Below are 25,167 nucleotides of genomic sequence, written 5' to 3' on the forward strand. Positions count from 1 at the left end.
CTACTTTCGATTGATGCTCAGTGCCCATTGTATTCGCTACGATTAAACTCGGCACAGGGGATACTGGTTTTCCGTGCGAAAACGCTCATGCCGCTAAATTGAGCGACCGCCTGTACTGCAGCGGGATCATCCGCCCGAGCGATCCCCTAATCCGTCGCCCGTTGCGCCAATCGGCAGAAGCCACGCGTGGACGCTAATCGCTCGAGCGAATCGTCGTCGGTTTCCGTTTAACGATTTCTTTTTCCGCTATTATCTGACCCTCGGACTTCCTCGTGATAGAAGTAGTCCACGATCACCGGATGCCCCTGGGGGACTCTGCCATAAGGCATTTCGTTGTCCACAAAGGGGCAATCGTACTTCTTGGCCATTTCCTCGGCTTTTACTTCAAGCGCTTCAAAATAGCTACGGTTGCGCTTGTTATAGATCTCATCGTAAAGCGGTACGAGATTGGGATGTTTCTCGGCGATATAATCCAGGATCGTTTTTTTGAAACCACCCCGAAGATTGAGATTTTCGAGCCAAAACAAATCGCACCGATCCTTTACTCGCTCAAAAATCATCTCAAAATCCGTGATGCCGGGAAATACCGGGGACACGAAGCAGATCGTACGGATACCTTCGTCATACACCTGCTTCATAGCAGCGATACGACGCTCGATGCTCGACGCGGAGTCCATATCGTTCTTGAAGTTCTCATCCAGCGTGTTGATCGACCATGAAACGGTCACTCGTCCAAGCCTCTTCAGCAGATCGATATCCCGTACCACAAGATCGGACTTTGTGCAGATCAGAATATCTGCATCGCTGCCAATCAGCTGCTCCAGGAGTTTCCTGGTATTCCCGAATCGCTCCTCCTGTGGATTGTAGCCATCCGTCACAGAACCGATAACCACCCGCTGTCCAGCGTATTTCTTCGGATTCTTGATTTCCGGCCAATGCTTCACATCAAGAAAGGTGCCCCATTCCTCCTTGTGTCCGGTAAAGCGCTTCATAAAGGAGGCATAGCAATACTTGCAGGCATGCGTGCAGCCTACATAGGGATTGACCGAGTAGCCGCCTACCGGCAGGCTGGACTTGGTCATGATGTTCTTTGCTTCCACCTCATTGATGAGGATTCCATCGATCACTTCCGCCATGTTCTCTGCACCTCCAGCACTCTTTCGAATTCTTCCGGCAATTCCTGAATCATGTTTTCGTCCCCTATGACAGAGACGAGGTCTTCCTTCATAAACATTGGAATGCCAAGCGCGTGCGCCTGGTCCGTCAAAGACCATGCCCACTCCGGTTCCGTATGAACCTTCCTGCTCTGCGCCCCGGTCATGGTACCGACGACGATCCAGTTGATTCCGGAAAGGTCGACCGTACCGGGATCGTCGAATAGCGGCTCAAAAGTAACGAAGAAGTGATTTGCTTTGACGTTTTTCCGAAGGGCGTCGATACGCCACAGCTCCGCTTTCCTCGTCACCGTAACGCCGAACCATGCGTTTTCCAGGTCGGTATCTAAATCCAGCAAATCGGGTCTCTTGGTCAGGAACAGGAACTGATGCTGTGGATTCTCATGGATCTTTGCAAATACCTCGTCTCGCCATTCCAGCTTCCACCCGGAGAGATCGCTCATGCCGGTAAGGAGAAAGTTCTGCGGGCGTTTCTTTTCCATCATCTTGAGCTTGCTCGGGAAGAACGCAGGATCAGCGAAGTCGTCAATCATATGCCAACGTTTCACATTGTTACGGGCATAGCAATATGGACACCCCACCGTGCAGCCGATGACGATATTCATATTCTGAATCTGATTTTTGATGCAGATGCTCATAACGCCTGCCTACCTGCCTCTCCCGTAAACACGCAATCAGCCTTCCCCACCTTGCGGGCAAAAGCCTCGATATCTTGCTTGCAAGCAGCAGGCTCGCAATCGCTCAAATCGTATGACGTGCCGCCGTTTCGATAGACGGCCCGATGGGAAAACGATCGGCTGACAAGCCCGATGCCGAGCTTCTCGCACAGGGTCATCCGTGCTCCCTTTCAGCTATAAAAAACAGGTGTCTATAAACAGTATCCTTGTTGATTTTCGCAGGGGCAATGAACAAACGCGTGCACCTGTCGATAAACGAACAGCTACTGGACATTGTCAAACGACTCAGATTGGAGAGGCGATGGGAGAAACCAAGATCGACCGCCGGCGGCGCTACACCCTCTCGGTCATACAGGAGGCGTTCTTCGCGCTGCTGGCCGAGGTCGGCTTCGCGAAGATGACGGTGGCGGACATCTGCCGCCGCGCCGAGATCAACCGGGGAACGTTCTATCTGCATTACGAGGATAAGTACGCGCTGCTCGATGCGCTTATCGACGAGGCATTGGCAGCGGCTCCCCCGCTTGAGGGGGTTGAATCGGCAACGCTTTGCCAGCGTCCGCCGGCAGACGACGATTATCGCCTGCTTTATTCGGACAGCGACTCATACGCTCGCGTAGCCCAGCGCGTCATAGAACGCGGAGCGGAGCAGATGGTTCCCTGGGTCATGGAGAAAACAGGGCTTTCACGCGAAGACGCCTTCCTGCTCTTCGTCCACAACGTCCAGGGCAATCTGGCCGTCAACCGCCTGCTCGGCTGGAGACGAGGCCCCGAGTTCACCCATGCCCAGGAGCTGCTCAACGCCTATTCCGAAGGGGGCTTACTGACGGTATCCGCTCTTCGCGATTCCGATAACCCATCGTGACCTGCGATTCAGGAATACCAGCCTCCGAGCCCTCTCGTTCGGAGGCTGCGGCTAAAACCTCATTGCGCGTCTACCGCTCCGCGTTACTCGCCACCTGCCCGCGCCACCGAGAGCAGGGCGCCCAAATCGGCCTGGATCGCCTCCGCCTTGCTTCCGAGCTGCAGCGGAGCCGAGTCGCCCGAGATGTTTACGCTCAGCAGGTGCGCATCCGGCAGCTTCGCGGTCATGCTCCAGAACGGGAGCGTGATGATGCCGGGGGTCATCTCGCCCACGCCGAGCTCCAGCAACAGCACGCGGCGATCGCTGCGCTCGCGCACGAAGCGCTCGTATCGTCCGAGGCTCTCGCGCCAGGCCGCACCCTGCAGAAACGTGTCGTCGCGCACCCACGGCACAAGCTGCCAGCCGCAATGCGGGCATCGGGGGATATCCTCGCTGAGGACCTCGAACCCCGCCATGCCCGCGAGCATGCGCTCGACGTAGGGGCTCGCATCGAAGAGCTCGTCGCAGCATGGCTGCTTGCATTGAAGGTGCGCGAAGCTTCCCTGATAGTTGCAGATCCTCTCGGTGGGAAACGTCTTCTCGACTTGGGTGTCCACATTGGTGCTCAGGATGAAGTAGTCCTTATGGCCGATGAGGGACCGTAGGTCGAGATAGGGCTGCGAGGTCGGCTCGCGCAGCGTGAAGTCGATGTATCGCGCATAGTATGCCCATTGCTGCTCGAGGCTGGGGTAGAGGTGGTAGAAGCCGTCGAAAAGGCTCTTGAAGCCAAAGGCTTGCTGCCAGTCCGCCATTCCTGCGCGCGCCATGCCCGCACGGTTGTAATGGTTGAACCCGGCGGCGCTCGACATGCCCGAGCCGATGCCGACGATGATGGCGTCGGCATCATCGATAAGGCTTCGAAGCCTACGCGCTTCTCTTTCTAGGGGTGGCATCGGGCGATCTCCTCGAAAGCCGGGGCCATATCGCCGTCAACGAGAATCGTCTCGCACGAAGCGTCGGGCGCCATGGCCTGGCCGTAGTTGAACACGATGTAGGTGGCGTGCTCGCAGGCGTTCGCGATCTGGGCGAGCATGCGCTTTATGACGCCGTTGTGCAGTCCCACGCCAAGTTCGAGGATGGCGACCCTGCCGTTGCGATGGGCTTGCACAAGACGCGCGAGCTCGTCGAGCTGGGCCATGGCGAGGGCGTCTGGATGGGCGAGGCACCGCTCGTCAACCGACGTGCGCGTGCTCCCCTCAGTCTCGAGCACGCGCTCCTCGTCGAACCCGGCGCGCGCGAAGTGCCCGTCGATGTTGCATGTGACCACGAAGGTGTCGGCGTGCTCCGTAAGACGCCGCAGCTCGTTCATGAGCGAGCCGGGCTCATATTCGAGATACTCCTTTTGATGGAACCGCTCGGCCCATCGGCGTCGCACGCTGGCATCCGGGGAAGCGAGCCCCTGCAGTATGCAGCCGATGCCGTCTGCCTGGGCGAGGTCCCCGTACGCCTCTTGGAAATGAGCATCGGCGCAGAAAAGGTTGAGCCCCTCCGCCATGTCGAGTCCGTTGCTAGCGCCGATGATGACAAGATCCGCTTCGGCTAGCGCCCTGCCTATGCGAACTGCTTTCGCCGTCTCCATGCGCTACCTCCCCAGCGTCTTGCGCACGTCGGCGAGCACGTCGGCGATGTCGGCGCGAACGGCGAGCCCCCGATCCTCGATCGCGCGGGGGAGAAACTGCGTCTTGTTGTTTACGGCGATGTAGCTGGCCTGCGGTAACTGCGCCGTGAGGGCCCAGAACGGCTCCTGGATAAACGCGGGCGTCATGCGGCCCACACCCAGCTCGAGGAAGAGGATCCTCTGCCGTGCGTGCGCGTCGAGCCAGTCGGACACCTTGCGGTACTGCTCCTCGTAGAGTTCGCCCTGCAGGAAGTTGCCGTAGCCGCGAACCCAGGGGAACGCCTCTGCTCCGCAGTGCGGGCAGCGCGGCACGAGCTCTGTCGGAACCTCCAGACCGTCTCCCATGGCCTCTACCATGTGGGAGACCGGCTCGACCGCGTTCCACACCTCGTCGGTGCAACAGTGGGAGCACTGAAAGAAGCGGTGGTCGCCTTGGATCTCTGCCACTTTCTCCCAGGGATAGAGCTTCACAAACTGCGTGTCCTGGTTGGTGGTGAGCACGAAGAAATCCTTCTCGGCGAGAATGGCGTCGAGGTCCTTGTAGGGCTTGCGCAGCGGGGCGTTGAGCGTGGTGTCGAGGAAGGTGGCGAGGTATCCCCAGCGCGCCTCGGCGGTGGGCCAGCGGTAGAACGACCCCTCGAAAGCGCCCTTGAAACCGTAGCGCTCGGCGAATTTGCCGAAATGCCTGCGATAGGTTGCGTTGTCCTCGTAATAGAAGTCGCCGCCGCCCGCCGCGGAGAGCCCGGAGGCCCCACCCACCAGCACGCAATCGGCTTCCTCGATCATGCGGGCGAAGTCCCTGATTTGCTGGTCGTAGGGCTCGGGCTCGCGGTCACTCAGCTCATAGGGCGTGCCGCCGCTGCGGTAGGCGGCCTGAAGGGAAAACGATTGGTTGGTGAGCTCGATAACGAGCTGCTCGTACAGGGTCACTGGATACCTTCTTTCAGCTATTATAAACAGGTGTCTATAAAAAGTATCCATGTCGATTTGCTTAAGAGCAATGAACAGCTTCGGCCTGCTGTCGATAAACGAGCGTTTGCCGGGCATTGTCGAGCGTTGCAATTGGAGGGGTAATGGAAGCGGGGAAGATCGATCGTCGCCGACGCTATACACTCTCGGTCATACGGGAGGCGTTCTTCGCGCTGCTGGCCGAGGTCGGCTTCGCGAAGATGACGGTAGCGGATATCTGCCGCCGCGCCGATATCAACCGCGGCACGTTCTATCTGCACTACGAGGACAAGTTCGCCCTGCTCGACGCGCTTATCGACGAGGCCCTGACGGCGGTGCCGCCGCTCGAGGGAACGGAGGCGGGTGCCCTCTGCCAGCGCCCGCCGGCAAACGATGACTATTATCTGCTCTACTCGGATGACGACGCGTACGCCCGGGTGGCACAGCGCGTCGTCGAGCGCGGCGCCGAGCAGATGGTTCCCTCGATCATGGAGGAGACTGGGCTTTCGCGCGAGGACGCCTATCTGCTCTTCGTCCACAACGTCCAGGGAAATCTCGCGGTCAACCGCCTGCTCGGTTGGAGGCGAGGGCCCGAGTTTGCCCACGCTCAGGAGCTGCTCAGCGCCTATTCCGAAGGGGGCATGCGGGCGGTATCGGCTCGTCACGATCCCCTGTAGTTGATTTTGACCGCAGGCCATTTCAGGCAGGCGACGTTGCTATGGCCCCTCTTTGGTTTTCGATGTTGTATGAGGCAATCGCAATCGTTTTGAGCTTCTCTAGGGAACTTGAACAAGAGATATGGTCTGCTGGCGATTGATTAACTCCATTCGTTTTGGTTACAAAAAACATGCCGCGCGCCTGCAGCATGAAGGAGAGGGAATCCTATGAATATCGTTGTATTGAGCGGCAGCCCGCGTAAGGGCGCCAATACCGATACCATGGTCGAGGTGTTTGCCGAGACCGCGCGTGAGGGCGGTAATACGGTTGAGGTCGTTCGCGTTGCCAGCAAGAAGATCACCGGCTGCTTGGGATGCCAGTACTGCTTCGCCCATGGGGGCGTCTGCGTGCAGAAGGATGACATGGCCAACGTGATCGAGTCGCTGAAAGATGCAGATATGGTCGTCTTTGCTTCGCCTATCTACTGGTTCGATATCACCGCGCAGGAAAAGGCCGCCATCGACCGTCTGTACGCTTTCGGTGCCACGGGATTCCCGTTCACCAAGACGGCCCTTCTGCTCGATAGCCACAGCCAGGGCGTCTATGACGCGGCGATCGCCATGTACAAGTCAACCTGCGCGTACTGCAAGTGGGAGGACCAGGGCATTGTCACCATCAGCGGTATGACCGAGCGCGACAGCATGGTATCGTCGCCCAAGCTGGAAAAGGTGCGAGAGCTCGCTCGCAAGCTCGCCTAAGGACAAGAAGAACGCATGGCAATCAGCGTTGGTGGAAATGCTTGCTATCCTTACCAAGAGATAGGGGTGTATTCCCTCAAGTGCCGTATAGAACAATTTTTAAACGCAGAAAAATAACTGAAAACAAATTAATCCGCGTTAAAATATTGTCAAACAGAAGTTCATGAGGGAAGGTTGCGTATGCGTCGCAAGGCAGACGAGCTCCTTAGGGAATGGCGAGACAGGGCTGATAGAAAACCTTTGCTGGTCAAAGGCGTGCGCCAGTGTGGCAAGACCTATCTGCTCAGAACGTACGCCCAGGATCTTTTCGAATCGGTTGTCTACGTTAATCTTGAGAACGACCGGTCGGCGCGAGCGGATTTTTCGGGCGGTCTTGACCCTCATTCGATTGTGCGCGCGATCGAGGCTCGTACGGGACAGCGTATCGTGCCTGGCAAAACCTTACTGTTCATTGACGAGATCCAGGCATGCGAGGAAGCGCTCACTTCCCTTAAATACTTTTGCGAAGATGCTCCCGAGTATTACGTTGCGGCTGCTGGGTCGCTTCTTGGGGTTGCCATTAACCATCAGTCGTATTCGTTCCCCGTCGGAAAGACCGACTTGATCGAGATGACTCCACTCGATTTCGAGGAGTTTCTCTGGGCGATGGGGAACGATCAGCTGGTCGACGAGATACGCTCGTCATTCGAGTTAATGGGTCCTCTTGCGCCAAGCCTTCATGATAAGGCGCTTGGGCTCTATCGGCAGTATCTTGTTGTTGGCGGAATGCCCGAGGCGGTCCAAACGTACATCGATGATCAGTCAATCATTGATGTGGCCGAAAAGCATCGGATTATTCTCGACGGATACTCCGCCGACACTAATAAATATGCTGATGAGCGCTTGAGCGCAAAGACGCGTGCGTGCTTCGATTCCATTCCACAGCAGCTTGCCAAAGAGAATCGTAAATTTCAATACAAGGTAGTGCGAGCGGGGGGCAATGCGTCTCTCTTTGGAGATGCTCTCGACTGGCTTGTATTGTCGGGTACGGTGGCGCGCTGCAGCCTAGTCGGGCAGATCGAAAGCCCTTTAGAGGCCTTCGTTAACCCTTCTGCTTTTAAAATCTATCAGGCGGATACAGGGCTGCTCGTCTCCAAGGCCGGTGCTCAACGCGCCGATATTCTTGCCGGCATCGGCGGCACATTCATGGGTGCACTTACCGAAAACTACGTCGCCCAACAGCTTTCAGCCATGGGCTATCCGCTGCATTATTGGGCGCGAGATAATCGTGCGGAAATCGACTTTGTAGTAGAGAAGCAGGGATGCTTGTCTGCGATTGAAGTCAAGGCGGGAGAGAACACAAGATCTCGAAGCCTGTCCTCACTTAAAAAGACCCATCCGGGCGTACGCCTTATCAGGCTATCGACTAAGCCCTTTGGAATGAATGATGGGCTTATGTCTGTTCCACTTTATGCGGCATTTTGTCTATAGGGATGATGCTGGTGTAATGCATGGGGCCCAGGGCACAGCGTTTACTGCGCTCCGGGCCCCGCTGCTTTGTAAAACCATGACGGTTTGGTCGCCGTTGTTTTAGTCAAACAGGCTCGGCATGTCGTTTTCTTTCATGAAGGCACCGGCAGAGGGGAGGCTCTGCGCGGTGAACTTTTCGGCCGAGACGCCGGCGCCGAGGATCTCCTCGGTCGTGCCGACGGTGGTGACCGAGCGGCCCTTCTTGGCCGTAAAGGCCTGGACGCCCTGCGTGTTGGTGGTCGTCTTGGTCTTGAGCAGCGACGTGTTGAAGTTCATCAGGCGGTAGTCGCTCGAGACCAGCGCGAGGTCGCGGTCCTCCTTGAGCACCTGCGCATACAGCAGCTTGCTGCCGCCGTAGATGGCGTTCTTAAGGCGCTTGCGGTTGGTCTTGGTAACGTATCCAGAAAGCGCGACACGCACCACGCGGCCGTTCTCAAAGACGAACAGCACGTCGGCCTTGTAGTCCTCGGGGTCGATGACCCAGATGACGCTCTCGTCGGGTTCCATCTCGAGATCGGTCGGAAGGTACGAGCCCAGCTGGGCCGACTTGGTATCCTCAAACGCCGCGACCTTGCACTTGTACACCTGGCTCTTGTTGGTAAAGACCAGCAGCTCGTGCGTGTTGGAGGACGGGAACTCGATAAAGGGTTTGTCGCCGTCCTTGTACTTGAGCGTGGTCGCCTTCTTGAGCACGCGGTCCGTCATCTTCTTGAGGTAGCCATCGCGCGAAAGCATGATGGTAACCGGGTACTCCTCGACCTCGGGCTCCAAGCTTACCTCGATAACCTCATGGGGCTCGATCCTGCCCGTGCGGCGCGGCATCACGTACTTCTTGTTAACCGCGGCCAGCTCGTCGCTGATGACCTTCTTGATGTTCTCTTCGCTGGAGAGGATCTCCTCGAGTTCGGCGATCTCACCCTCGAGCTTAGCGATGTCCTTGGTGCGGTTGAGGATGTACTCCTCGTTGATGTTGCGGAGCTTGAGCTCGGCGACAAACTCGGCCTGGGTCTCGTCGATGTCGAAACCCTTCATAAGGTTGGGTACAACCTCTGCCTCGAGCTTAGTGCCGCGGATGATGGCGATGGCCTTGTCGATGTCGAGCAGAATTGCCTCAAGGCCGTGCAGCAGGTGCAGGCGCTCGGACTTTTTGCCCAGGTCAAAGTTAATGCGGCGACGCGTGGACTCAATACGCCACTTGACCCACTCGTGCAGAATCTGGCGCACGCCCATAACACGGGGATAGCCGTCGACCAGCACGTTAAAGTTGCACGAGAACGAATCCTGCAGCGTGGTCGAGCGATAGAGCTTGGCCATGAGCTTGTCGGGGTCGACACCGCGCTTAAGGTCGATGGCGATACGCAGACCCGAAAGGTCGGTTTCATCGCGGATGTCTGCGATCTCCTTGACCTTGCCCTCCTTGGAGAGCTTGACGATGCGCTCGATGATGACATCGGTCTTGGTGGTGTAGGGGATCTCGTAGACCTCGATGATGCGCTCTTCGGGAATCCAGCGCCAGCGGGAGCGAATCTGGAAGCTGCCAAGGCCGGTCTCGATTATCTTTTCCATCTCCTCGCGGCGGTAGATAATCTCGCCGCCGGTCGAGAAGTCGGGCATGGGCATGTACTCGAGCAGGTCGCAGTCGGGATCCTGCAGGTAGTGCATCGTGGCGGTGCAGACCTCGTTGAGGTTGAAACCGCAGATGTCGGACGCCATGGCGACGCCGATGCCCTTATTGGCCGAGACAAGGATGTTGGGGAACGTGGTGGGCAGCAGGCGCGGCTCCTTCATGGCGCCGTCGTAGCTGTCGACGAAGTCGACCGGGTCCTTGTCGATGTCCTTGAAGATCTCGGCGCTGATGGGGGAGAGCTTGGCCTCGGTGTAACGCGAGGCGGCGTAGCTCAGGTCGCCCGAATAGTACTTGCCAAAGTTGCCCTTCGACTCCACGAAGGGGGCAAGCAGCGCTTCGTTGCCGGTGGCCAGGCGCACCATCGTTTCGTAGATCGCGGCATCGCCGTGCGGGTTGAGCTTCATGGTCTGGCCCACGATGTTGGCGCTCTTCTGGCGCTCGCCCTTGAGCAGACCCATCTTGTACATGGTGTAGAGCAGCTTGCGGTGCGAGGGCTTAAAGCCGTCAATCTCGGGGAACGCACGCGAGACGTTGACGCTCATAGCGTAGGGCATGTAGTTGACCTCGAGCGTCTGCGTGATCGGCTGATCGGTGACCTCGGAGTGCAGGCCGATGACGTTCTCGGCGTTGACCTGCTTTTTCTTGGGCTGGTTCTTCGTCTTCTTCTTTGCCACGATTTCCTCTTGAACTTCTTATGGGCCGTCGTTATCGATTTGCTGCTATTGCAGGTCCAGCTGGTCCAGGTATTCCTTGCCGTGCTCGGAGATGTGACGCTTGCGGCCAGCCTCGTCGTTGCCCAGCAACAGGTTGAACATGGTTTCCATCTTGGTGACGTCCTCGGGCTCCACCTTGATCAGGCGGCGCGTCTCGGGGTTCATGGTGGTGAGCCACATCATGTCCGGATCGTTTTCACCAAGACCCTTGGAGCGGTTGATGGAACACTTCTGGTCGCCGATCTCCTTAAGGATGCCGTTCTTCTCGAGCTCGGTGTAGGCAAAGTAGGTCTTCTCTTTGCAGTTGATCTCGTAGAGCGGCGACTCGGCGATATACACGTAGCCCTCGTCGATAAGCGTGGGCACCAGGCGATAGAGCATGGTGAGCACGAGCGTGCGGATGTGATAACCGTCGACGTCGGCGTCCGTACAGATGATGACCTTGTTCCAGTTGAGGTTGTCCAGGTCAAAGGCACCGAGGTTCTTGATGCGCTTGTCTTTGATTTCCACACCGCAGCCCAGCACGCGCATGAGGTCCATGATGATGTCGGACTTAAAGATGCGCGGGTAGTCCTCTTTCAGACAGTTGAGGATCTTGCCTCGGACGGGCATAACACCCTGGAACTCGGCATCGCGCGAGGTGCGGATGGCGCCTGCTGCCGAGTCGCCCTCTACGATGTAGATCTCGCGACGGCTCTTGTCCTTGGAGCGGCAGTCGATGAACTTCTGCACGCGGTTGGCCATGTCGGTCTTCTGCTGCAGATTGGTCTTGATGCTCTGGCGCGTCTTCTCGGCGTTCTCGCGCGAGCGCTTGTTGATGAGCACCTGCTCCATGATCTTGTTGGCGGCGTCTTTGTTCTCGATCAGATAGGTCGAGAGGCGCTCCTTAAAGAATGCCGTCATCGCCTGCTGGATAAAGCGGTTATTGATGGCCTTCTTAGTCTGGTTTTCGTAGGACGTCTGGGTGGAGAAGCAGTTGGTCACCAGCACCAGACAGTCCTGGACGTCCTGCCACTTAATGCCGCTCTCGTTTTTGTTGTACTTGCCCTGTTGCTTGATGTAGGCATCGATGGCGCTGGTCAGAGCACTACGGGCGGCCTTTTCTGGCGAACCGCCGTTCTCGAGCCATGACGAGTTGTGGTAGTACTCCTGCATCATGAAGGTGCGCGAGAAGCACATGCACGCGGTAATCTTGACGTTGTAGTCGGGCAGGTCCTCGCGGTCGCGACCGCGGCGGTCGGCCTCGATAAAGAAGGGCTCGGTGAGGTAGTCGGCACCGACCTTCTCGAGCACGTAGTCCTCGATGCCCTTGGGGTAGCAAAAGTCCTCTTCGGAAAACTCGCCATCGTCGCCCTCGATGCGCAGGCGGAAGGTAACGTTGGCGTTGACCACGGCCTGGCGGCGCATGGTCTCGCGATACCAATCGTGGGGGATGCTGATGGAGGTGAAGACCTCAAGATCGGGGCGCCACTTGATGGTGGTGCCGGTGCGGTCCTCGTCGCTGGGCTCAATCTCGAGCGCCTTCTTTTTGGCGCCGACGACCTTGCCCTTCTTAAAGTGTAAGGAGTACTTGTTACCGTCACGCCAGACGGTGACGTCCATGTACTCGGAGGCGTATTGGGTCGCGCAGGAGCCCAGGCCGTTGGTGCCGAGCGAGAAGTCGTAGTCGCCGCCCTGGTTGTTGTTATACTTGCCGCCGGCGTAGAGCTCGCAAAAGACGAGCTCCCAGTTAAAGCGCTTCTCGGAGGGGTTCCAGTCGAGCGGGCAGCCGCGGCCGTTGTCCTCTACCTGGATGGAGCCATCGCGAAAGGCGGTAAGGGTGATGAGCTTGCCGTAGCCCTGGCGCGCCTCGTCAACGGCGTTGGACAGGATCTCGAAGGCGGCATGCGCGCAACCGTCGAGTCCGTCCGAGCCAAAGATGACGGCGGGGCGCAGGCGTACGCGCTCCTCGTCCTTGAGCTGACGAATACTGTCGTTACCATAGTTTGCGGTGTTTTTTGCCATGCTCGCTCTCTCGATACTCCTTTGCTGCGTTTAAGTCATATAGATAGTCAAGGTAGCATAGCCCAGCCCTTGGGCGATTCCACCCAACACGAAATCCATCGAACAATCGTTCGGATTAACGGGTAAAACGTGTCGTGCGGATTGTTGTTCCGAATCGAACATTGGGACAAGCGTCTCGTTTTATGGGCCACGGGCGTGCGTGTGCGAGTCCCTTTGGCCCATAAGGAACGCTGGCGGGTCGTTATTTGGGCCGTGGGTCACTTCGCCGGCGTCGTGTTTCGTCATACGCTCATAGTGGAAGCCGATGCCACGGGGTCGACTTGGGACTCGGGCAACGGATGAGCTGCAAGCCGAAAGGAGCGGTGAGGATGATGAAGCCCATGACGAAGAAGCTGCTGTTAGGAATTCCCACCGTGACGCTTTCGGCCGTGCTGGCATGTACGGTGGCCGGCTGCGGCGGTAATGCGCCGAGTGGCTCGGGCGGGAGCGCACCTGTGCAGGAGAAGGCCGAGAAGCCCAAGGCCTATGAGTCGCAGACGGTCGAGGTGGCAGGCATTACCTATGAGTCGGTGGCTCACGGTACGTTCTATCGCGGTGATGCCAAGAAGCAGGACGGCTTTTACCTGCACATCAAGATTACCAACAACAACACAAAGAACAGGACGTTCAGTTCCTTTAACGTGCATGCTGCCCAGGGCGATCTTGAGGCAGGCGACCCGTTGTTTACTTCCGGCAAGGCGGCCGTGCTCGACTACGTTGCAAGCGAGGCTCCCGATGAGCTTCACGAGGGCATCGATCTTTCCAAGAGGCCAGATATCGGCCCGGGCGAGACCGTTGAGTACGTGTATTTCTGGGCCCCCAAGACGGCGTACTACGGGCCCATCACTGTCGAGTTCGTAGACGCTTACGCCCCCGCCAAGAATTATGAGGCCATGCACTTTGACACCACGGGATGCGAGACCAAGGAGTTCAAGGCGGCCGGCGGCGTGGCCGATTCTGGCGAGAAGGCAGATTTAACGGGCATCGACTGCGCATCGTACGGCATCGAGGCCGCCGATGGGTACACGCTGGATTCGTCCGACGAAGAGCGCGAAAAGGCAAACTTCTTCCACGACGAGACTGGAGGACGCCTGAACATCAGCATCTTCCCGCGTTCGCCGGAGGAAGAGGTTGCAAGCCTAGAGCAGGTCTACGAAGGCAAGGAGACAACAACCGACCAGGTCGAGTACAACGGCATAACGTGGCTGCGCTTTACCGGTCCCGACAACGGCCATACACTGTTTGCGACGGCTCCCGCAACGGGTGAAACCGTCCGCGTGTCGATCGGCTGGAAGATCGATTGGGACGCCGCCGTGCCCATGATGGAGGCACTGAAGCTCAAATAACGCCGCGATTCTCACGTCAGGCGACTCAGGGCTGGCTCCGAGTTATCGGGGCCAGCCCCTTTTGGTGTTCGATAAGCCGAGTCGGCGTCTCACACAAAAGTAACTAGGAGCTAGCGAGGCCTATCCGAATTGACCTCATTGGCGGTGTCTTTTTCGACCGCCGTGCGGCGGGCGCTGTAGGCGACGAGGCCGGCGCCTGCCGCGGCGAGTGCTGCAGCGGCTGCCGTAAGGGGAGCGTTGACATCGCCCGTGCCCGCAAGCGCACCCGCTTTTCCGGAGCGCTTGTTATTGCCGTGGTCCTTGCCACTGCCGGAGCTGCTTCCGCCGGAGCCGCCGCCCTCGTCAGCACCGCCGCCACTCGAACCACCATCGCCGTCTGCTGTCATCGGGGCGTCGTGAAGTCCTGTCGTATCCGCGCTGTCGCATACACCGACCTGAGCTTCTGAGCGTTCGCATGCCGCGTCGGGCACATGAAGCTCGTGCAGTACGGCACCCAGCGCCGAGTTTGCGCCCGGTCGAATTTCCTCGAGCGTTATGGGATCGAGCGCCACCAGATTACGCGCCTTCGCATACAGCGTTACGCGTTTGCCCACTTCGTCGCTCCAACTCTCGGGGATGGCGAAGCTCATGCGGAACTGTGCCGTGCAGCCCGGTGCCAGCACGGCGTTGCCGTTGTCGGCTACCAGCGGGTGCGTCGCAAAACGTGCGCCCAGCGTCTCGAGCGCGTACTTCACGCGTGCCATATCATTGGTCGAAGCATCCTCGGCAAGCTCTGGATCGTAGATCGAAGCCATGCGTACGTTCGCTCCGAATCCGATGGATGCGCTGGAGAACGGTTGGCTGGAGCCCTCTCGGTACAGATCGATCGTGCCGGCAGTCAGCAAAGTGTTGCCGTCGTTTCGCACCGTGACCATGAAGGATTCGCCTGCTGCTCCGGGCACCACCGCGCCCGAGGTAGCGACCGCGCCCGTCGGAGTGGCACACGCCACCAGAGGCACTTCGATACCGTGCAGCTCTGCCTCGCTCTTCTCCGCGCTCACAATGTGCGTGGCGAGCGCGGAGAGCATGCCTCCCGACGTCAAAAATGTCGTTATCTGATCGACGGGATGGTCCAGCTCGCACATCACGAACGGCTCCGTGAACAGATCGCCTGCCAAGGTGCTGGCGAAGATGCGGAAGTGCTTGCCCATCACTGCTACCGGGTTGCCTTCTTCGTCGTAGGTTTGTCCCACCTTGCCATCGGTGTTCTCTACATAGAGCACGCACCTGCCGTTGTTGCTCACGCTAAACGATGCCGGGCCACAGCCTGCGGCACCCACGGGCTGCGTTGCAAATGCCGATGCACCTCGCGTCCAAGTAATATGCTGCAGTTGCTCGTTGACGGTTGCCAAAAAGCCCGAATGTTGTGGCCACGGCACCGCATGGGGCACCGTGGCGTCTGGTGGCATAACGCCCCAGTCCGCAATGGACTGGCCGATCACGGCGTACGATGCGCAGCCGCAACCGTCTGCGGTCTCGTACGCAACGGGCGTCACCATTTTGCCGTTGATATTCTCGGGTTCGCCCAGCTCGATACTCGACGGTGCCTGCGGAAAGCGAAGAACTTGGCGGAACGTCAGGCTGTCGCCCGAAACGTCCGACCACAGGGTGAAGCACTCCAGCGCAACCTCAGCCTCGCTGCCGAGCGCCTTCTCTGCGGTGGCTCCGCGGCGGTGGAGGTAGGCACCCGACAGGCGTCCGTTGACCAGCGTCTTGCCCACCGTGATACGCGGGCACTGCAGGCAATGGTAGCCATCCTCTTGCAGGCGGCCGCGCGAGATGCTGCGCCATGACGTATGCGACACCACGCGGATCTCGTCATTACTTATGCGCAGGCGCACGACGGACAGTATGCCGGCTGTGCTTGCCGTATCGAAAAGGGTGTTGTCGCCGGCGGGGCGCTCGCCCGAGACCAGCAGCACGTAGGCGTCCTGGTTTCCTCTTCCGTCCGTATATTCCACCACGTCGAAGTCGTAATCGAATATGCCGTCGCGCTCCACGTCGCCCTCGCCAAACCCAAGGGGAAAGTCCACGGGCGTGGGAGCGGACCACGTGCCGTTTGCCTTTGTGTGCACCACCAGGCGCGAGCGGCCATTGTCGCCGTAGCGCACCGAGGCGATACGGAACAGGCATTCTACGCCGGCAATCATCGTTAGCTTCATGTGGGCTTCGCTGAGCACGCCGGAAAACAGCACGTTGTCGCTCGAGGGTTTTATGCCGCCACGCTCGTCCTCCGACACGCCGGCAGAATTGGCGTTCGGGTCCGCAACGGCGTTCGTTGACTGACCGATGTAGGTGTACTCATACATCGGTGCGGCATTTTCGTCGTTCTCCATCAGCGCGTGGACGAAATGCTCGATCTGTCCCGTGTCGTCGCTCTCCGCGTTCGCCTCGAGCTCAATGCGCGTGACCGCTTGATCCCAATCACGTACGGTAGGCGCGATGTTTATCGCGGCGGCTGCAACCTCGGCGCGTGCGAGCAGCTCGGAATTGGTGACGATGGTGGCCGACGCGATAAATTGCGGCACACCACCTGCCTCGGCGTTGCCGGCTGAGCCGAAGCGGGCATCCAGCGTATAAGGCGTATCTCCACCCAAGGCCAGCTCAGAGCGCTGGAGCACATACTGATCGCCATTGTTCACTGACATATTCCACGAATCGAGGAGTGTGGGCCACGATCCCGACCAAGCTTTGGTGGTCCACTTGAACATGACGAACTGGAGTATCACATCGACATCGACGTCTGCACCTACGCGCAGTCGCGGAAGCTGGTGTCCATCCGCCTTCTCGTACCCAATGAACAACGTGAGGGACGCGGCACCGCGCACGGCAGACGAGGCGACGCCTGCAACGCCGGCGCCAAAGGTGACGGCAAGCCCGATCTGGATGGTGAACGAGCCCGACGTGTTTGAATAGTCGAGCGAAATGTTTTTAAAAAACGCCGCGCCGCTGCCGTGCGTGTGGGCACCCACAGCGAGCGCCAGCTTCGCCAGCACCCAAGGGTTGACGTTTAGGAAAAATGGCACCGGTCCTAGGGTAAACTGTTCGGTCCAATTGAGGTCGGTTCTTACCTGGAAGAGGGCCTTAATATTGCCGTATGCGGGGTCGTTGTTGTCACCCAAGGTTTTGCCCACCCAATCGTAGGCGAGCGAGCCGTACAGCTGTGTGGCGATATCCATCGTGAACAGCGGCGTGCAATGGTGGCGAAGGAGCTTGGTGTTTCTTGGATCGGTGCCCGAACCGGCACTCATACTCTTGTACTGATTCCACTTCCCCTCCATCTCGTCGAGGTAGCGGTTTGCCTGCTTGGCGCCCGACTCGCGCGGCGATTTCTTCCAGTATTCCGGATCAGGGTTGCCCGAATCGTTCATATAGCTGGCTGGTTTGTATCCTCCACCAAACAGCACGTATCCAGCGAACGAGAAATCGAAGAGGATCGGAAATGTGGGCATCCAGCACGTGAACTTATTACCACCGATGCCGGGAAACGATGCGGGGAAATCAAACGGAGTGATCTCTTGGTCCATGGTGGTGGGGACGATAGTGGTCGAGCCCGATTCCGCCTTTGCCGCCGGCGCGGTAACAACGGCCATAGGGGATGAAAGCGTGTAGGTTTTGCCCTGATAGTCGAGGACAAAGCGCAGCTTACATCCTTCCTCCAGAAGGTTTGACGCTGCATCGAGGAACTTGTCTTCGAGTGTGAACGTCGCCAGATTATCCGCGCCCGATGCGCTGGCCTTGACTTGGCCAATCTGCGTGACGGTTTCGGATGAGCTGCCCGCAGCGGGCATCACTTTATTGATATGCAACGTTGCCTGCCCACCCTGCGCCAGATGAGCCTGTACAGTGAAGACGTGCGCGTCGGGCTGCTCGTTTGCCGTGTCGTTCTTCGGCAATGCCATGAACGTGGCTTCAGCGTATTGGATGTCCCATTCGTCGAATGTGAGCCGGCGAAAGTACGGCTCGCCGTCGGAAAGCGGACGCGTGGGCGCGGTTATGGCGGTGCCGCCCTGGATACGCGCAAGGGGAATCTCGACATCGCGGTAGCCCGCCATGCTAATGGAGATGCCGCCGTTAAAGTCGTACGCGTCGAGAAGCGTCGCCTCGTCTACGTAGCCTTCCGAAAGCGGCGCGACCTCAAAGATGGCCGTGCCTTCGTCATCGGTCGTGGCGGTGAGCTGCTTGCCTGCGGCATAGCGCGACGTGAGCGTGACCTGCGCTCCCTTGATGGGCATATTCTTGTTGGCGACGTCGACCACGACCACACCGAACATGGTGCGCGAGAGAACGAGCACCCTGAAGGGGTCTTTTTCATCGGCATAGGCTTCGGTGGGTGCGAACGGCAATATGAAGGCGCTTGCGCTTCCCGGCACGCGCGGCAACATAATGCTCGCCAGCGAGGACGCTCCGGCAACAAGTAATGAACGGCGATCAAGCATCTTTGGCTCCCATCCCGCAGGTATCGGTGGAAATAATCCAATTTTGCGAGAAGGCGCTTCGTGGCGGTAGTGCCGTTCAAGGGTCAAAATGTCCAATTTTGAGTGCGCGAAAGCGTCAGCCCCTGGAGCGCTTTCGATACGCCGGGCAGTCTGGCCACTAGCGCAACATGTGGGCAACCAGCTCGGCGCGAGTTCCGATACCAAGCTTGGCATACACTCCTGATAGGCGGTTTTTGACGGTGCCCGGCGATACTCTCATATGGCGTGCGATTTCGGCGTTGGTCCACCCACGACAGGCGAGCATGGCCATGGTGAATTCCGTGGTCGTTAGATCGTCGGCCACGTCCTCGCCCGAATCGGGGTTGTGGATGCGCCGCCAGCCGTAGCTGAATCGATACGTAATCTCGATGATGCGCGCGAAGTCGTCAGGGTATTGCGTTTTTAGGCACGCCTCGATGAGCCCCTGTAAAAGGCCGTGATGCTCGCCAATGAGCTCAATAAGGCCGTCGGGACGCGCAATGTTCCAAGCAACTCCGAAGTGCGTTTTTGCGGCGTCGATGTCCTTGAGGCTCATGCATGCCATGGAAGCTGCCAGGTGCAGGAACAGTTCCGAGATCGGATAGCTCCCCTGTTTCATGATCAGGGCATTTTCCGCCATGCCCAGACTGCGGCCATATTCGCCGCGCAGGTACAGGGCGTGCGCCATCACGTAGCTGGCGAACAGGCGCAAGCCTTCGGGCAGATGCGCCGCAAGTGGATAAAACTCTTCGGCAGAATACGGGGAAGGCAAGTGCAACAGGACGCTCGCGGCCGAGGCGAACAGGATATGCGTGGCGTGGATGGCGGGCGATTCCTCGTCGGCTGGCGTATCGAGGATGCCAGCAAGGCACCGGCGGGCGTCGGCGATACGGTTGAGCGACAGACTGGCATATCCGCAGATAAAGCATGCGGAATAGCGCAGTGCGGGGTCGGCGGCGTCAAGATAGGGGCGTGCTGTCTCGGCGGCAAGGGTGGCCTGTCCGCGAAAGTACAGCGCTTCTGCCGTGGCGATGGTGCGTGAATCGGGGTCGGAAATGCCTGCAACCGCAGCGTCAATCTGCCCCGGCGCAAAGGCAGTGCACATCAACGGCATGGGAATGCGCGGGTAGCCATCGCAGTCCATTTTCCATCTCCCAACAGTTGGCAACATTAGCAGCAATTGTACTCCTGTTGCTCGGGACTTGAATTTGTGGGTATCGCCTACGATTGTGCCGAACGTATAAAGGAAGAGTCTATTGGCGATGCTCCCAAGGTGGCTACCGAAGCCTAGCTGACCTCGACATTAGGAAAAAATACCACCCCTGTAAAAAGCTCTGTCGCAGCGATGGGAAACGCATCTCGTTCTGCATATAATGAGGTCATGTGACGGTGCGTTTGCATACGTGTAACGCATTCCCATCGAACCGAAAAGGAGCTCTGCATGGATCCCAACAAGCGTCCCGACGACATGGTGCGTATCACCACTCCCGAACTTGCCCAGGCGTTCATCGAAGAGCAGGTCGCTGCAATCCGCGAGCAGATCGGCGACAAGAAGGTCCTGCTGGCCCTTTCGGGCGGCGTTGACAGCTCGGTTGTCGCGGCCTTGCTCATCAAGGCCATCGGCAAGCAACTCATCTGCGTGCACGTGAACCACGGCCTGATGCGCAAGGGCGAGAGCGAGCAGGTCGTCGACGTCTTCAAGAACCAGATGGACGCCAACCTGGTCTATGTTGACGCGACTGATCGCTTCCTGGATAAGCTCGTGGACGTCGAGGAGCCCGAGGCCAAGCGTAAGATTATCGGCGCCGAGTTCATTCGCGTGTTCGAGGAGGAGGCCCGCAAGGTTGGCGACGAGGTTAGCTTCCTCGCCCAGGGCACCATCTATCCCGACATCCTGGAGTCCCAGGATGGCGTGAAGGCTCACCACAACGTGGGCGGCCTGCCCGATGACCTGCAGTTTGAGCTCTGCGAGCCCGTCAAGCTGCTGTACAAGGACGAGGTGCGCGTCGTGGGCCGCGAGCTCGGCCTGCCCGAGAACATGGTTGAGCGTCAGCCGTTCCCCGGTCCTGGCCTGGGCGTCCGCTGCCTTGGCGCCATCACCCGCGACCGTCTTGAGGCGCTGCGCGAAGCCGACGCCATCGTGCGCGAGGAGATCGACAAGGCAGGTCTGACCATCTGGCAGTATTTTGCCGTCGTGCCCGACTTCCGCGCCACCGGCGTGCGCGAGGGTAAGCGCGCCTACGACTGGCCCTGCATCATCCGCTGCATCAACACCGTTGACGTCATGACCGCCGAGGTGCCCGAGCTCGACTGGGCGCTGCTCAAGCGTATTACCGCTCGCGTCACCGCCGAGGTTCCCGGCATCTGCCGAGTGTGCTACGACCTCACGCCGAAGCCCGTCGGCACGGTCGAGTGGGAGTAAGCTAACTCAGCTGGTAGGCGACGAGAACTAGCAGATGTGACAAAGGGACAGTCCCTTTGTCACATCCTCGATATTATGTGCGGGATGGTACGCCACGCGGCGTGCCATCCCGTTCGTTATTTTAATGAGCCGAGTGCGCGAGTGGGAAGAGTCACGAGCATGGTCGTTCCGCGCTCCGAGCTCTTTTCGACCTCGATGGAGCCGCCGTGAAGTGCGGCGATCTCCCAGACCAGCGCAAGCCCCAGCCCCACGCCGCCGTATGCCCTGCTGCGCGATTTGTCGACGCGATAGAAGGGCTGAAAGATGCTCGTCTGGTATTGCTCGGGAATGCCCGGCCCCTGGTCGCGCACGCGTAGCAGCACGCGGTCGCCTTCGGCGCAGGCGTTGATTTGCACGGTCGAGTTGGGCGCGCTATAGCGTATGGCGTTTTCGGTCAAGTTGAACAGCAACCGATAGATCAGCGTGTCGCTGCCGATCGTTTGCGCGTCGCCCTCACTTGTAAGCGTGATGTCTTTTTGCTCGGCAAGGGGTGCCAGGTCCGTGAGCACTTCTTCGATCATCGGCGCTAGGTCAATCACATCGTTGCAAGGGACACTGCGCAGCTCGCTCATCTCGAGCAGGGTCTTTGTCATGTGCGTCATTCGCTCGGTCTGCTCCTGCAGCAGCCCGAGCAGGCTCGCTGTATCGGCGTCGACGTCGGGGTGCTCGGCGCAAAACAGCTCGACCTGGGCCTGCATGAGCGCAAGTGGCGTGCGCAGCTCGTGCGCCGCATTGCCCGTAAACTGTCTTTGTGCGGAAAATCCCTCGTCAAGGCGGGCAATCATGTCGTTAAACGACGCGCTGCAGCGCCTGAGTTCAGAGGGCACGTCCTCGCTGATTTTTGTGTCGGCGAGGTTGTCGGGCCGCACGCTCTCGACTTGCGTCGCAAAGAAGCGCAACGGCCGCAGCGCATGTCCGCTTACAAAGTAGGCCAGCACGCCGCCGAGCAGCGTCACCGCCGCAGTTATATACCAGCTCGTCGCGCCAAACGATTCTTGGGCGTCGTTCACGACGATGGTCAGCGCGTCGTCGAGCTCTTTGTTTGTCGGGTCAAATGAGCTGGGCGAGGCCGCCTCCACCTTGCTGTGCGCCGACGCTTCTGCACCAATCGAGTCCATGTAGCGCATGCCGGAGTAGCCAACCAGGCAATTCATAAGTACGCAGGTCGAACATATCAGCAGTGCCGTCATCAACGTGATGCGCCACTGCAGCGACAACCGCTTCATTTGCCATCCTCCATAACGTAGCCTTCGCCGATTCGGTTGCGGATGGGGTCGTGCCCCAACGCGCCGCGCAGCTTTTTGCGCAGCGACGAGATGTGCACGCGGGTCGCGTTGCTAAAGCTGTTGACGCTGCTGTCCCATACGTGGTCGATGAGCTCCTCCTGGCTCACCGGCCGCCCCTGGTTAAGCATCAGGTATTCCAAGATGCCGGTCTCCTTGCGCGTGAGGGACAGGATCTCGTCGCCCACTGTGGCGAGGCGCGCCTTGGTGTCAAAGCTCAGCGATCCACAGGTTAGAACAACGTCGCTTTGTGTAAAGCGTCTGAGGGTAAGGCTGCGAATCCTTGCCGCAAGCTCGTCAAGATGAAACGGCTTGGTGAGGTAGTCGTTGGCGCCCGCATCGAGCCCCGCTACCTTGTCGGAGACCTCGCCACGTGCCGAGAGCACAAGCACCTTGGTCTCACAATCAGCTGTCCTGAGTTGCCTGAGCACGGTCATGCCGTCGACATGGGGGAGATTGAGGTCGAGCACGACAAGATCAAAGGTCTCGACATCGAGCAGATCGAGGGCCTGCTGCCCGTCGTAGCAGCAGTCGACGCTATAGGCCAAGTTGCGCAGGCTGCGTGCGATCGCATCGCACAGCGCCCGCTCGTCCTCGATGACCAAGATGCGCATAACGTTCTCCTTGCATAATCATTCACGCTTAACACGGATTTTATAGTCGGTATGGTCCAATGGGTCGCGAAACGAAAGGAGTGGTCAGATTGTTCAAAGCGATTAAGCCTGTGGCGCAGGTGGCTTTGCTGATCGTTGGGGTAGCCATGGTTGGCTTTGGAATTATGCGCGGCGAGGCAGATGCCGTGCTGGCCAAGGCAATCAGGCTGTGCTTGGAGTGTATCGGAATTGGATAAAAGAAAAAACACTGCATCGCATCTTTTAGCGCGATTTCGTGGATTGATTCAGGCGGCGGCGACGCTTGCGACCAATATTCACCTGCCTAACTTTGCCAAGGGCGGCATCTACCAGGGAGCGGGCAAAGCCGTCTGCGTGCCGGGCCTCAACTGCTACTCGTGTCCAGCGGCCTCGGGTGCGTGCCCCATCGGGTCGTTTCAGTCGGTGGTGGGCTCGTCTAAGTTTAGCTTCTCGTATTACGTCACCGGAACGCTCATTCTGATCGGCGTGCTGCTGGGACGTTTTGTATGCGGCTTTTTGTGCCCGTTTGGATGGCTACAAGAGCTTTTGCATAAGATTCCCAGCAAAAAGCTCTCCACGAAAAAGCTCAAGCCGCTCACGTACATCAAGTATGCCGTGCTGCTGTTTGCCGTGGTGCTGCTGCCCGTCTTGGTGGTTAACGATGTGGGTATGGGCGACCCGTTCTTTTGCAAGTACATCTGCCCGCAAGGTGTGCTCGAGGGCGCGATTCCGCTGTCCATCATGAACGTGGGAATCCGCTCCGCGCTGGGAAAGCTCTTTTCCTGGAAGCTCGCGATCCTCATTGTGGTTGCGGTGCTGAGCGTGCTGTTCTATCGCCCCTTCTGCAAATGGATTTGCCCCCTCGGCGCATTTTATGCGCTCATGAACAAGGTGTCTTTGCTGGGGATCCAGGTTGACCAGTGCAAATGCGTCTCGTGCGGCAAGTGCGCCAAGGTGTGTCAAATGGACGTGGACGTTACGCGTACGCCCGACCATGCCGAGTGCATTCGTTGCGGCAAATGCGTGGGCGCGTGCCCCGTCGATGCTATTAGCTTTCGCTATGGGCTGGGTGTGACGGGCGACAAACCCGCGCAGTCCACGCAAGCCTGCGAAAACAAATAGGTACCTATATAAGTTTCGATATAAACGGAGGAACCATGAAACTGTCAAAAATTGCAGCTCTGTTGATGCTGCCCGTGCTGGCGCTGACTCTCGCGGCGTGCTCTGCCCCCAAGGGCGACGCGAAGGGTGCTACGAGCGGCGATGCGCAGATTGCCGAGCTCATAGCGCAAAAGCCGTCGAGTGCCGAGGAGGCGGCCGAGCTGTACCAGCAGCTGCTGCAAAAGGAAAACGAGATCTTTGCGAGCGATAACGCCCTATGGGAAAAGGTGTTCCTTGCGGCCAACAAAGACACTCCCATGATTGAGGACGGCAAGAACTACGGTGACTTCTTGCTCGATACCATCGAGGGCGCCAAGGATCAGTTTGCGGCTGACGAGCTTAAGACGCTTAAGGCCGGCGCGCAGCAGGTCAAGGAGATCGAGGACAAGCTCATGGCGCTGGAGAAGGAGTTCCCCGGATGCGGCAGCACGCCCGGCGAGGGGGAGAGCGTCGATGCCTCGACCGCAGGCATGACTAACGGCGAGAGCGGGGAGACGAAGTTCCCCAGCTTTAAGGGCAAGGACTTGGACGGCAACGATGTAAACAGCGACGAGCTGTTCTCCAAGAACAAGGTCACCGTCATGAACTTCTGGTTTACCACCTGCAAGCCGTGCGTGGGAGAGCTGGGCGATCTGGAGAAGCTCAACAAGGAGCTTGCCGAGAAGGGCGGCCAGGTCGTGGGCGTTAATTCCTTTACGCTCGATGGCAACAAAGACGAGGTGGCCGATGCCAAGGACGTGCTTTCCAAGAAGGGCGTGACGTATAAGAACATCTGGTTTAAGTCGGACAGCGAGGCCGGAAAGTTCACCTCCAACCTGTACTCGTTCCCGACCACCTACGTGATAGACCAGAACGGTAACATTGTGGGAGAGCCGATCATGGGCGGCATCAACTCCGCTGAGCAGCGCGAGGCGCTCAACAAACTGATCGATCAGGCACTCGCGAAGAGCGAACAGTAAGTCCGTGGGACAGACAACTGAAGGGGAGTCGCTGGAAACAGCGACTCTTTTTTCTGCTTCGGGGTAGCATCATGGGTATACGTCGAAAGGGCACGCAGCTTTTCGTGCATTGCCCGAGCGGTGCGCGAAGCAACCAAGCTGTGAGTTTTCTTAAGCGTTCTGGGTATGGCAGTGTCAAGAATATCGGCGGCATAAGCGGCTAC

General features: G+C 58.6%; 21 protein-coding genes. 9 read left to right on the forward strand and 12 right to left on the reverse strand.

Annotated features, from left to right (window positions below; genetic code table 11):
* Nucleotides 1-227: 227 nt before the first annotated feature.
* From DXC18_RS07190 to DXC18_RS07200, 3 genes are read right to left on the reverse strand one after another with little or no spacing between them, the layout of a single operon-like run.
* Entirely contained in the window at nt 228-1,136 is a 909-nt protein-coding gene (locus DXC18_RS07190; RefSeq protein WP_117641083.1) for a radical SAM mobile pair protein B, read from the reverse strand.
* A complete protein-coding gene (locus DXC18_RS07195; RefSeq protein ID WP_055252677.1) occupies nt 1,124-1,813 on the reverse strand; it encodes a radical SAM mobile pair protein A in 690 nt (229 codons plus the stop codon). Before DXC18_RS07195 ends, DXC18_RS07190 begins: the two co-directional genes overlap by 13 nt.
* Nucleotides 1,810-2,010 (reverse strand): hypothetical protein, encoded by a 201-nt coding sequence (locus DXC18_RS07200; RefSeq protein WP_055252679.1) that lies wholly within the window; start codon nt 2,008-2,010, stop codon nt 1,810-1,812. The genes DXC18_RS07195 and DXC18_RS07200 overlap by 4 nt, the downstream gene beginning before the upstream one ends.
* A 143-nt stretch (nt 2,011-2,153) precedes the next feature.
* Here DXC18_RS07200 and DXC18_RS07205 point away from each other — a divergent pair, with 143 nt between their 5' ends.
* Nucleotides 2,154-2,714 carry a TetR/AcrR family transcriptional regulator gene (locus tag DXC18_RS07205; protein ID WP_117716797.1) on the forward strand — a complete coding sequence of 187 codons (561 nt, stop codon included), beginning with the start codon at nt 2,154-2,156 and terminating at the stop codon, nt 2,712-2,714.
* Between the two features lie 83 nt (nt 2,715-2,797).
* On the opposite strand, the gene DXC18_RS07210 is transcribed toward DXC18_RS07205, so the two are convergent.
* Genes DXC18_RS07210 through DXC18_RS07220 form a run of 3 tightly spaced genes read right to left on the reverse strand, consistent with a single transcriptional unit; the run spans nt 2,798 to nt 5,433 of the window.
* Complete coding sequence (locus DXC18_RS07210) at nt 2,798-3,646, reverse strand: NAD-dependent protein deacetylase, SIR2 family (RefSeq protein ID WP_117716798.1); 849 nt, start codon at nt 3,644-3,646, stop codon at nt 2,798-2,800.
* Nucleotides 3,634-4,332, reverse strand: a complete 699-nt coding sequence (locus tag DXC18_RS07215) for a hypothetical protein (RefSeq protein ID WP_117716799.1) — start codon at nt 4,330-4,332, stop codon at nt 3,634-3,636. The genes DXC18_RS07210 and DXC18_RS07215 overlap by 13 nt, the downstream gene beginning before the upstream one ends.
* Before the next feature lie 3 nt (nt 4,333-4,335).
* Nucleotides 4,336-5,433: a Sir2 silent information regulator family NAD-dependent deacetylase gene (locus DXC18_RS07220; protein WP_199412239.1), complete on the reverse strand. Its 1,098-nt coding sequence runs from the start codon at nt 5,431-5,433 to the stop codon at nt 4,336-4,338.
* Nucleotides 5,434-5,444: 11 nt separating this feature from the next.
* Here DXC18_RS07220 and DXC18_RS07225 point away from each other — a divergent pair, with 11 nt between their 5' ends.
* From DXC18_RS07225 to DXC18_RS07235, 3 genes are all read left to right on the forward strand, one after another.
* Nucleotides 5,445-5,996, forward strand: a complete 552-nt coding sequence (locus tag DXC18_RS07225; protein WP_117640845.1) for a TetR/AcrR family transcriptional regulator — start codon at nt 5,445-5,447, stop codon at nt 5,994-5,996.
* A gap of 207 nt (nt 5,997-6,203) precedes the next feature.
* Nucleotides 6,204-6,734, forward strand: coding sequence for a flavodoxin family protein (locus tag DXC18_RS07230; RefSeq protein WP_117640846.1), 531 nt, complete (start codon nt 6,204-6,206; stop codon nt 6,732-6,734).
* Nucleotides 6,735-6,914: 180 nt separating this feature from the next.
* Nucleotides 6,915-8,204 carry an ATP-binding protein gene (locus tag DXC18_RS07235; protein WP_117640847.1) on the forward strand — a complete coding sequence of 430 codons (1,290 nt, stop codon included), beginning with the start codon at nt 6,915-6,917 and terminating at the stop codon, nt 8,202-8,204.
* 99 nt (nt 8,205-8,303) lie between these two features.
* Here DXC18_RS07235 and DXC18_RS07240 read toward each other — a convergent pair whose 3' ends face one another.
* Both DXC18_RS07240 and DXC18_RS07245 read right to left on the reverse strand, forming a co-directional pair.
* Nucleotides 8,304-10,544: a DNA gyrase subunit A gene (locus DXC18_RS07240; RefSeq protein WP_117716800.1), complete on the reverse strand. Its 2,241-nt coding sequence runs from the start codon at nt 10,542-10,544 to the stop codon at nt 8,304-8,306.
* Nucleotides 10,545-10,589: 45 nt separating this feature from the next.
* A complete protein-coding gene (locus tag DXC18_RS07245) occupies nt 10,590-12,587 on the reverse strand; it encodes a type IIA DNA topoisomerase subunit B (RefSeq protein ID WP_117716801.1) in 1,998 nt (665 codons plus the stop codon).
* A 368-nt stretch (nt 12,588-12,955) separates the two neighbouring features.
* Here DXC18_RS07245 and DXC18_RS07250 point away from each other — a divergent pair, with 368 nt between their 5' ends.
* Complete coding sequence (locus tag DXC18_RS07250; RefSeq protein WP_117716802.1) at nt 12,956-13,972, forward strand: hypothetical protein; 1,017 nt, start codon at nt 12,956-12,958, stop codon at nt 13,970-13,972.
* 110 nt (nt 13,973-14,082) lie between these two features.
* On the opposite strand, the gene DXC18_RS07255 is transcribed toward DXC18_RS07250, so the two are convergent.
* Nucleotides 14,083-18,450: a hypothetical protein gene (locus DXC18_RS07255; protein WP_117716803.1), complete on the reverse strand. Its 4,368-nt coding sequence runs from the start codon at nt 18,448-18,450 to the stop codon at nt 14,083-14,085.
* Between the two features lie 157 nt (nt 18,451-18,607).
* Entirely contained in the window at nt 18,608-19,612 is a 1,005-nt protein-coding gene (locus tag DXC18_RS07260; protein WP_158552029.1) for a helix-turn-helix transcriptional regulator, read from the reverse strand.
* A 297-nt stretch (nt 19,613-19,909) separates the two neighbouring features.
* Here DXC18_RS07260 and guaA point away from each other — a divergent pair, with 297 nt between their 5' ends.
* Nucleotides 19,910-20,890, forward strand: a complete 981-nt coding sequence (guaA, locus tag DXC18_RS07265) for a glutamine-hydrolyzing GMP synthase (RefSeq protein WP_082435590.1) — start codon at nt 19,910-19,912, stop codon at nt 20,888-20,890.
* Nucleotides 20,891-21,006: 116 nt separating this feature from the next.
* Here guaA and DXC18_RS07270 read toward each other — a convergent pair whose 3' ends face one another.
* Together DXC18_RS07270 and DXC18_RS07275 are read right to left on the reverse strand one after the other, a co-directional pair.
* The gene (locus tag DXC18_RS07270; protein WP_233509042.1) at nt 21,007-22,083 is read right to left on the reverse strand and encodes a HAMP domain-containing sensor histidine kinase; all 1,077 of its coding nucleotides are present in this window, start codon (nt 22,081-22,083) and stop codon (nt 21,007-21,009) included.
* Nucleotides 22,084-22,151: 68 nt separating this feature from the next.
* The gene (locus tag DXC18_RS07275) at nt 22,152-22,826 is read right to left on the reverse strand and encodes a response regulator transcription factor (protein ID WP_055252402.1); all 675 of its coding nucleotides are present in this window, start codon (nt 22,824-22,826) and stop codon (nt 22,152-22,154) included.
* Between the two features lie 89 nt (nt 22,827-22,915).
* Here DXC18_RS07275 and DXC18_RS07280 point away from each other — a divergent pair, with 89 nt between their 5' ends.
* From DXC18_RS07280 to DXC18_RS07290, 3 genes are read left to right on the forward strand one after another with little or no spacing between them, the layout of a single operon-like run.
* Nucleotides 22,916-23,062, forward strand: coding sequence for a CD1871A family CXXC motif-containing protein (locus DXC18_RS07280; protein WP_197032826.1), 147 nt, complete (start codon nt 22,916-22,918; stop codon nt 23,060-23,062).
* Nucleotides 23,007-23,966: a 4Fe-4S binding protein gene (locus DXC18_RS07285; RefSeq protein ID WP_082435589.1), complete on the forward strand. Its 960-nt coding sequence runs from the start codon at nt 23,007-23,009 to the stop codon at nt 23,964-23,966. Before DXC18_RS07280 ends, DXC18_RS07285 begins: the two co-directional genes overlap by 56 nt.
* Before the next feature lie 35 nt (nt 23,967-24,001).
* Nucleotides 24,002-24,964, forward strand: coding sequence for a redoxin domain-containing protein (locus DXC18_RS07290; RefSeq protein WP_117583291.1), 963 nt, complete (start codon nt 24,002-24,004; stop codon nt 24,962-24,964).
* Nucleotides 24,965-25,167: the final 203 nt, after the last annotated feature.

This window comes from Collinsella sp. OM08-14AT, from assembly GCF_003438115.1.
Lineage (GTDB): Bacteria > Actinomycetota > Coriobacteriia > Coriobacteriales > Coriobacteriaceae > Collinsella.

Coding starts and splice junctions, on each gene's coding strand:
- DXC18_RS07285 (WP_082435589.1), top strand. CDS start 23,007: ATGCCGTGCTGGCCAAGGCAATCAGGCTGTGCTTGGAGTGTATCGGAA.
- DXC18_RS07275 (WP_055252402.1), bottom strand. CDS start 22,826: ATGCGCATCTTGGTCATCGAGGACGAGCGGGCGCTGTGCGATGCGATC.
- DXC18_RS07260 (WP_158552029.1), bottom strand. CDS start 19,612: ATGGACTGCGATGGCTACCCGCGCATTCCCATGCCGTTGATGTGCACT.
- DXC18_RS07290 (WP_117583291.1), top strand. CDS start 24,002: ATGAAACTGTCAAAAATTGCAGCTCTGTTGATGCTGCCCGTGCTGGCG.
- DXC18_RS07195 (WP_055252677.1), bottom strand. CDS start 1,813: ATGAGCATCTGCATCAAAAATCAGATTCAGAATATGAATATCGTCATC.
- DXC18_RS07245 (WP_117716801.1), bottom strand. CDS start 12,587: ATGGCAAAAAACACCGCAAACTATGGTAACGACAGTATTCGTCAGCTC.
- DXC18_RS07215 (WP_117716799.1), bottom strand. CDS start 4,332: ATGGAGACGGCGAAAGCAGTTCGCATAGGCAGGGCGCTAGCCGAAGCG.
- DXC18_RS07250 (WP_117716802.1), top strand. CDS start 12,956: ATGATGAAGCCCATGACGAAGAAGCTGCTGTTAGGAATTCCCACCGTG.
- DXC18_RS07270 (WP_233509042.1), bottom strand. CDS start 22,083: ATGAATTGCCTGGTTGGCTACTCCGGCATGCGCTACATGGACTCGATT.
- DXC18_RS07200 (WP_055252679.1), bottom strand. CDS start 2,010: ATGACCCTGTGCGAGAAGCTCGGCATCGGGCTTGTCAGCCGATCGTTT.
- DXC18_RS07235 (WP_117640847.1), top strand. CDS start 6,915: ATGCGTCGCAAGGCAGACGAGCTCCTTAGGGAATGGCGAGACAGGGCT.
- guaA (WP_082435590.1), top strand. CDS start 19,910: ATGGATCCCAACAAGCGTCCCGACGACATGGTGCGTATCACCACTCCC.
- DXC18_RS07230 (WP_117640846.1), top strand. CDS start 6,204: ATGAATATCGTTGTATTGAGCGGCAGCCCGCGTAAGGGCGCCAATACC.
- DXC18_RS07205 (WP_117716797.1), top strand. CDS start 2,154: ATGGGAGAAACCAAGATCGACCGCCGGCGGCGCTACACCCTCTCGGTC.
- DXC18_RS07190 (WP_117641083.1), bottom strand. CDS start 1,136: ATGGCGGAAGTGATCGATGGAATCCTCATCAATGAGGTGGAAGCAAAG.
- DXC18_RS07255 (WP_117716803.1), bottom strand. CDS start 18,450: ATGCTTGATCGCCGTTCATTACTTGTTGCCGGAGCGTCCTCGCTGGCG.
- DXC18_RS07225 (WP_117640845.1), top strand. CDS start 5,445: ATGGAAGCGGGGAAGATCGATCGTCGCCGACGCTATACACTCTCGGTC.
- DXC18_RS07210 (WP_117716798.1), bottom strand. CDS start 3,646: ATGCCACCCCTAGAAAGAGAAGCGCGTAGGCTTCGAAGCCTTATCGAT.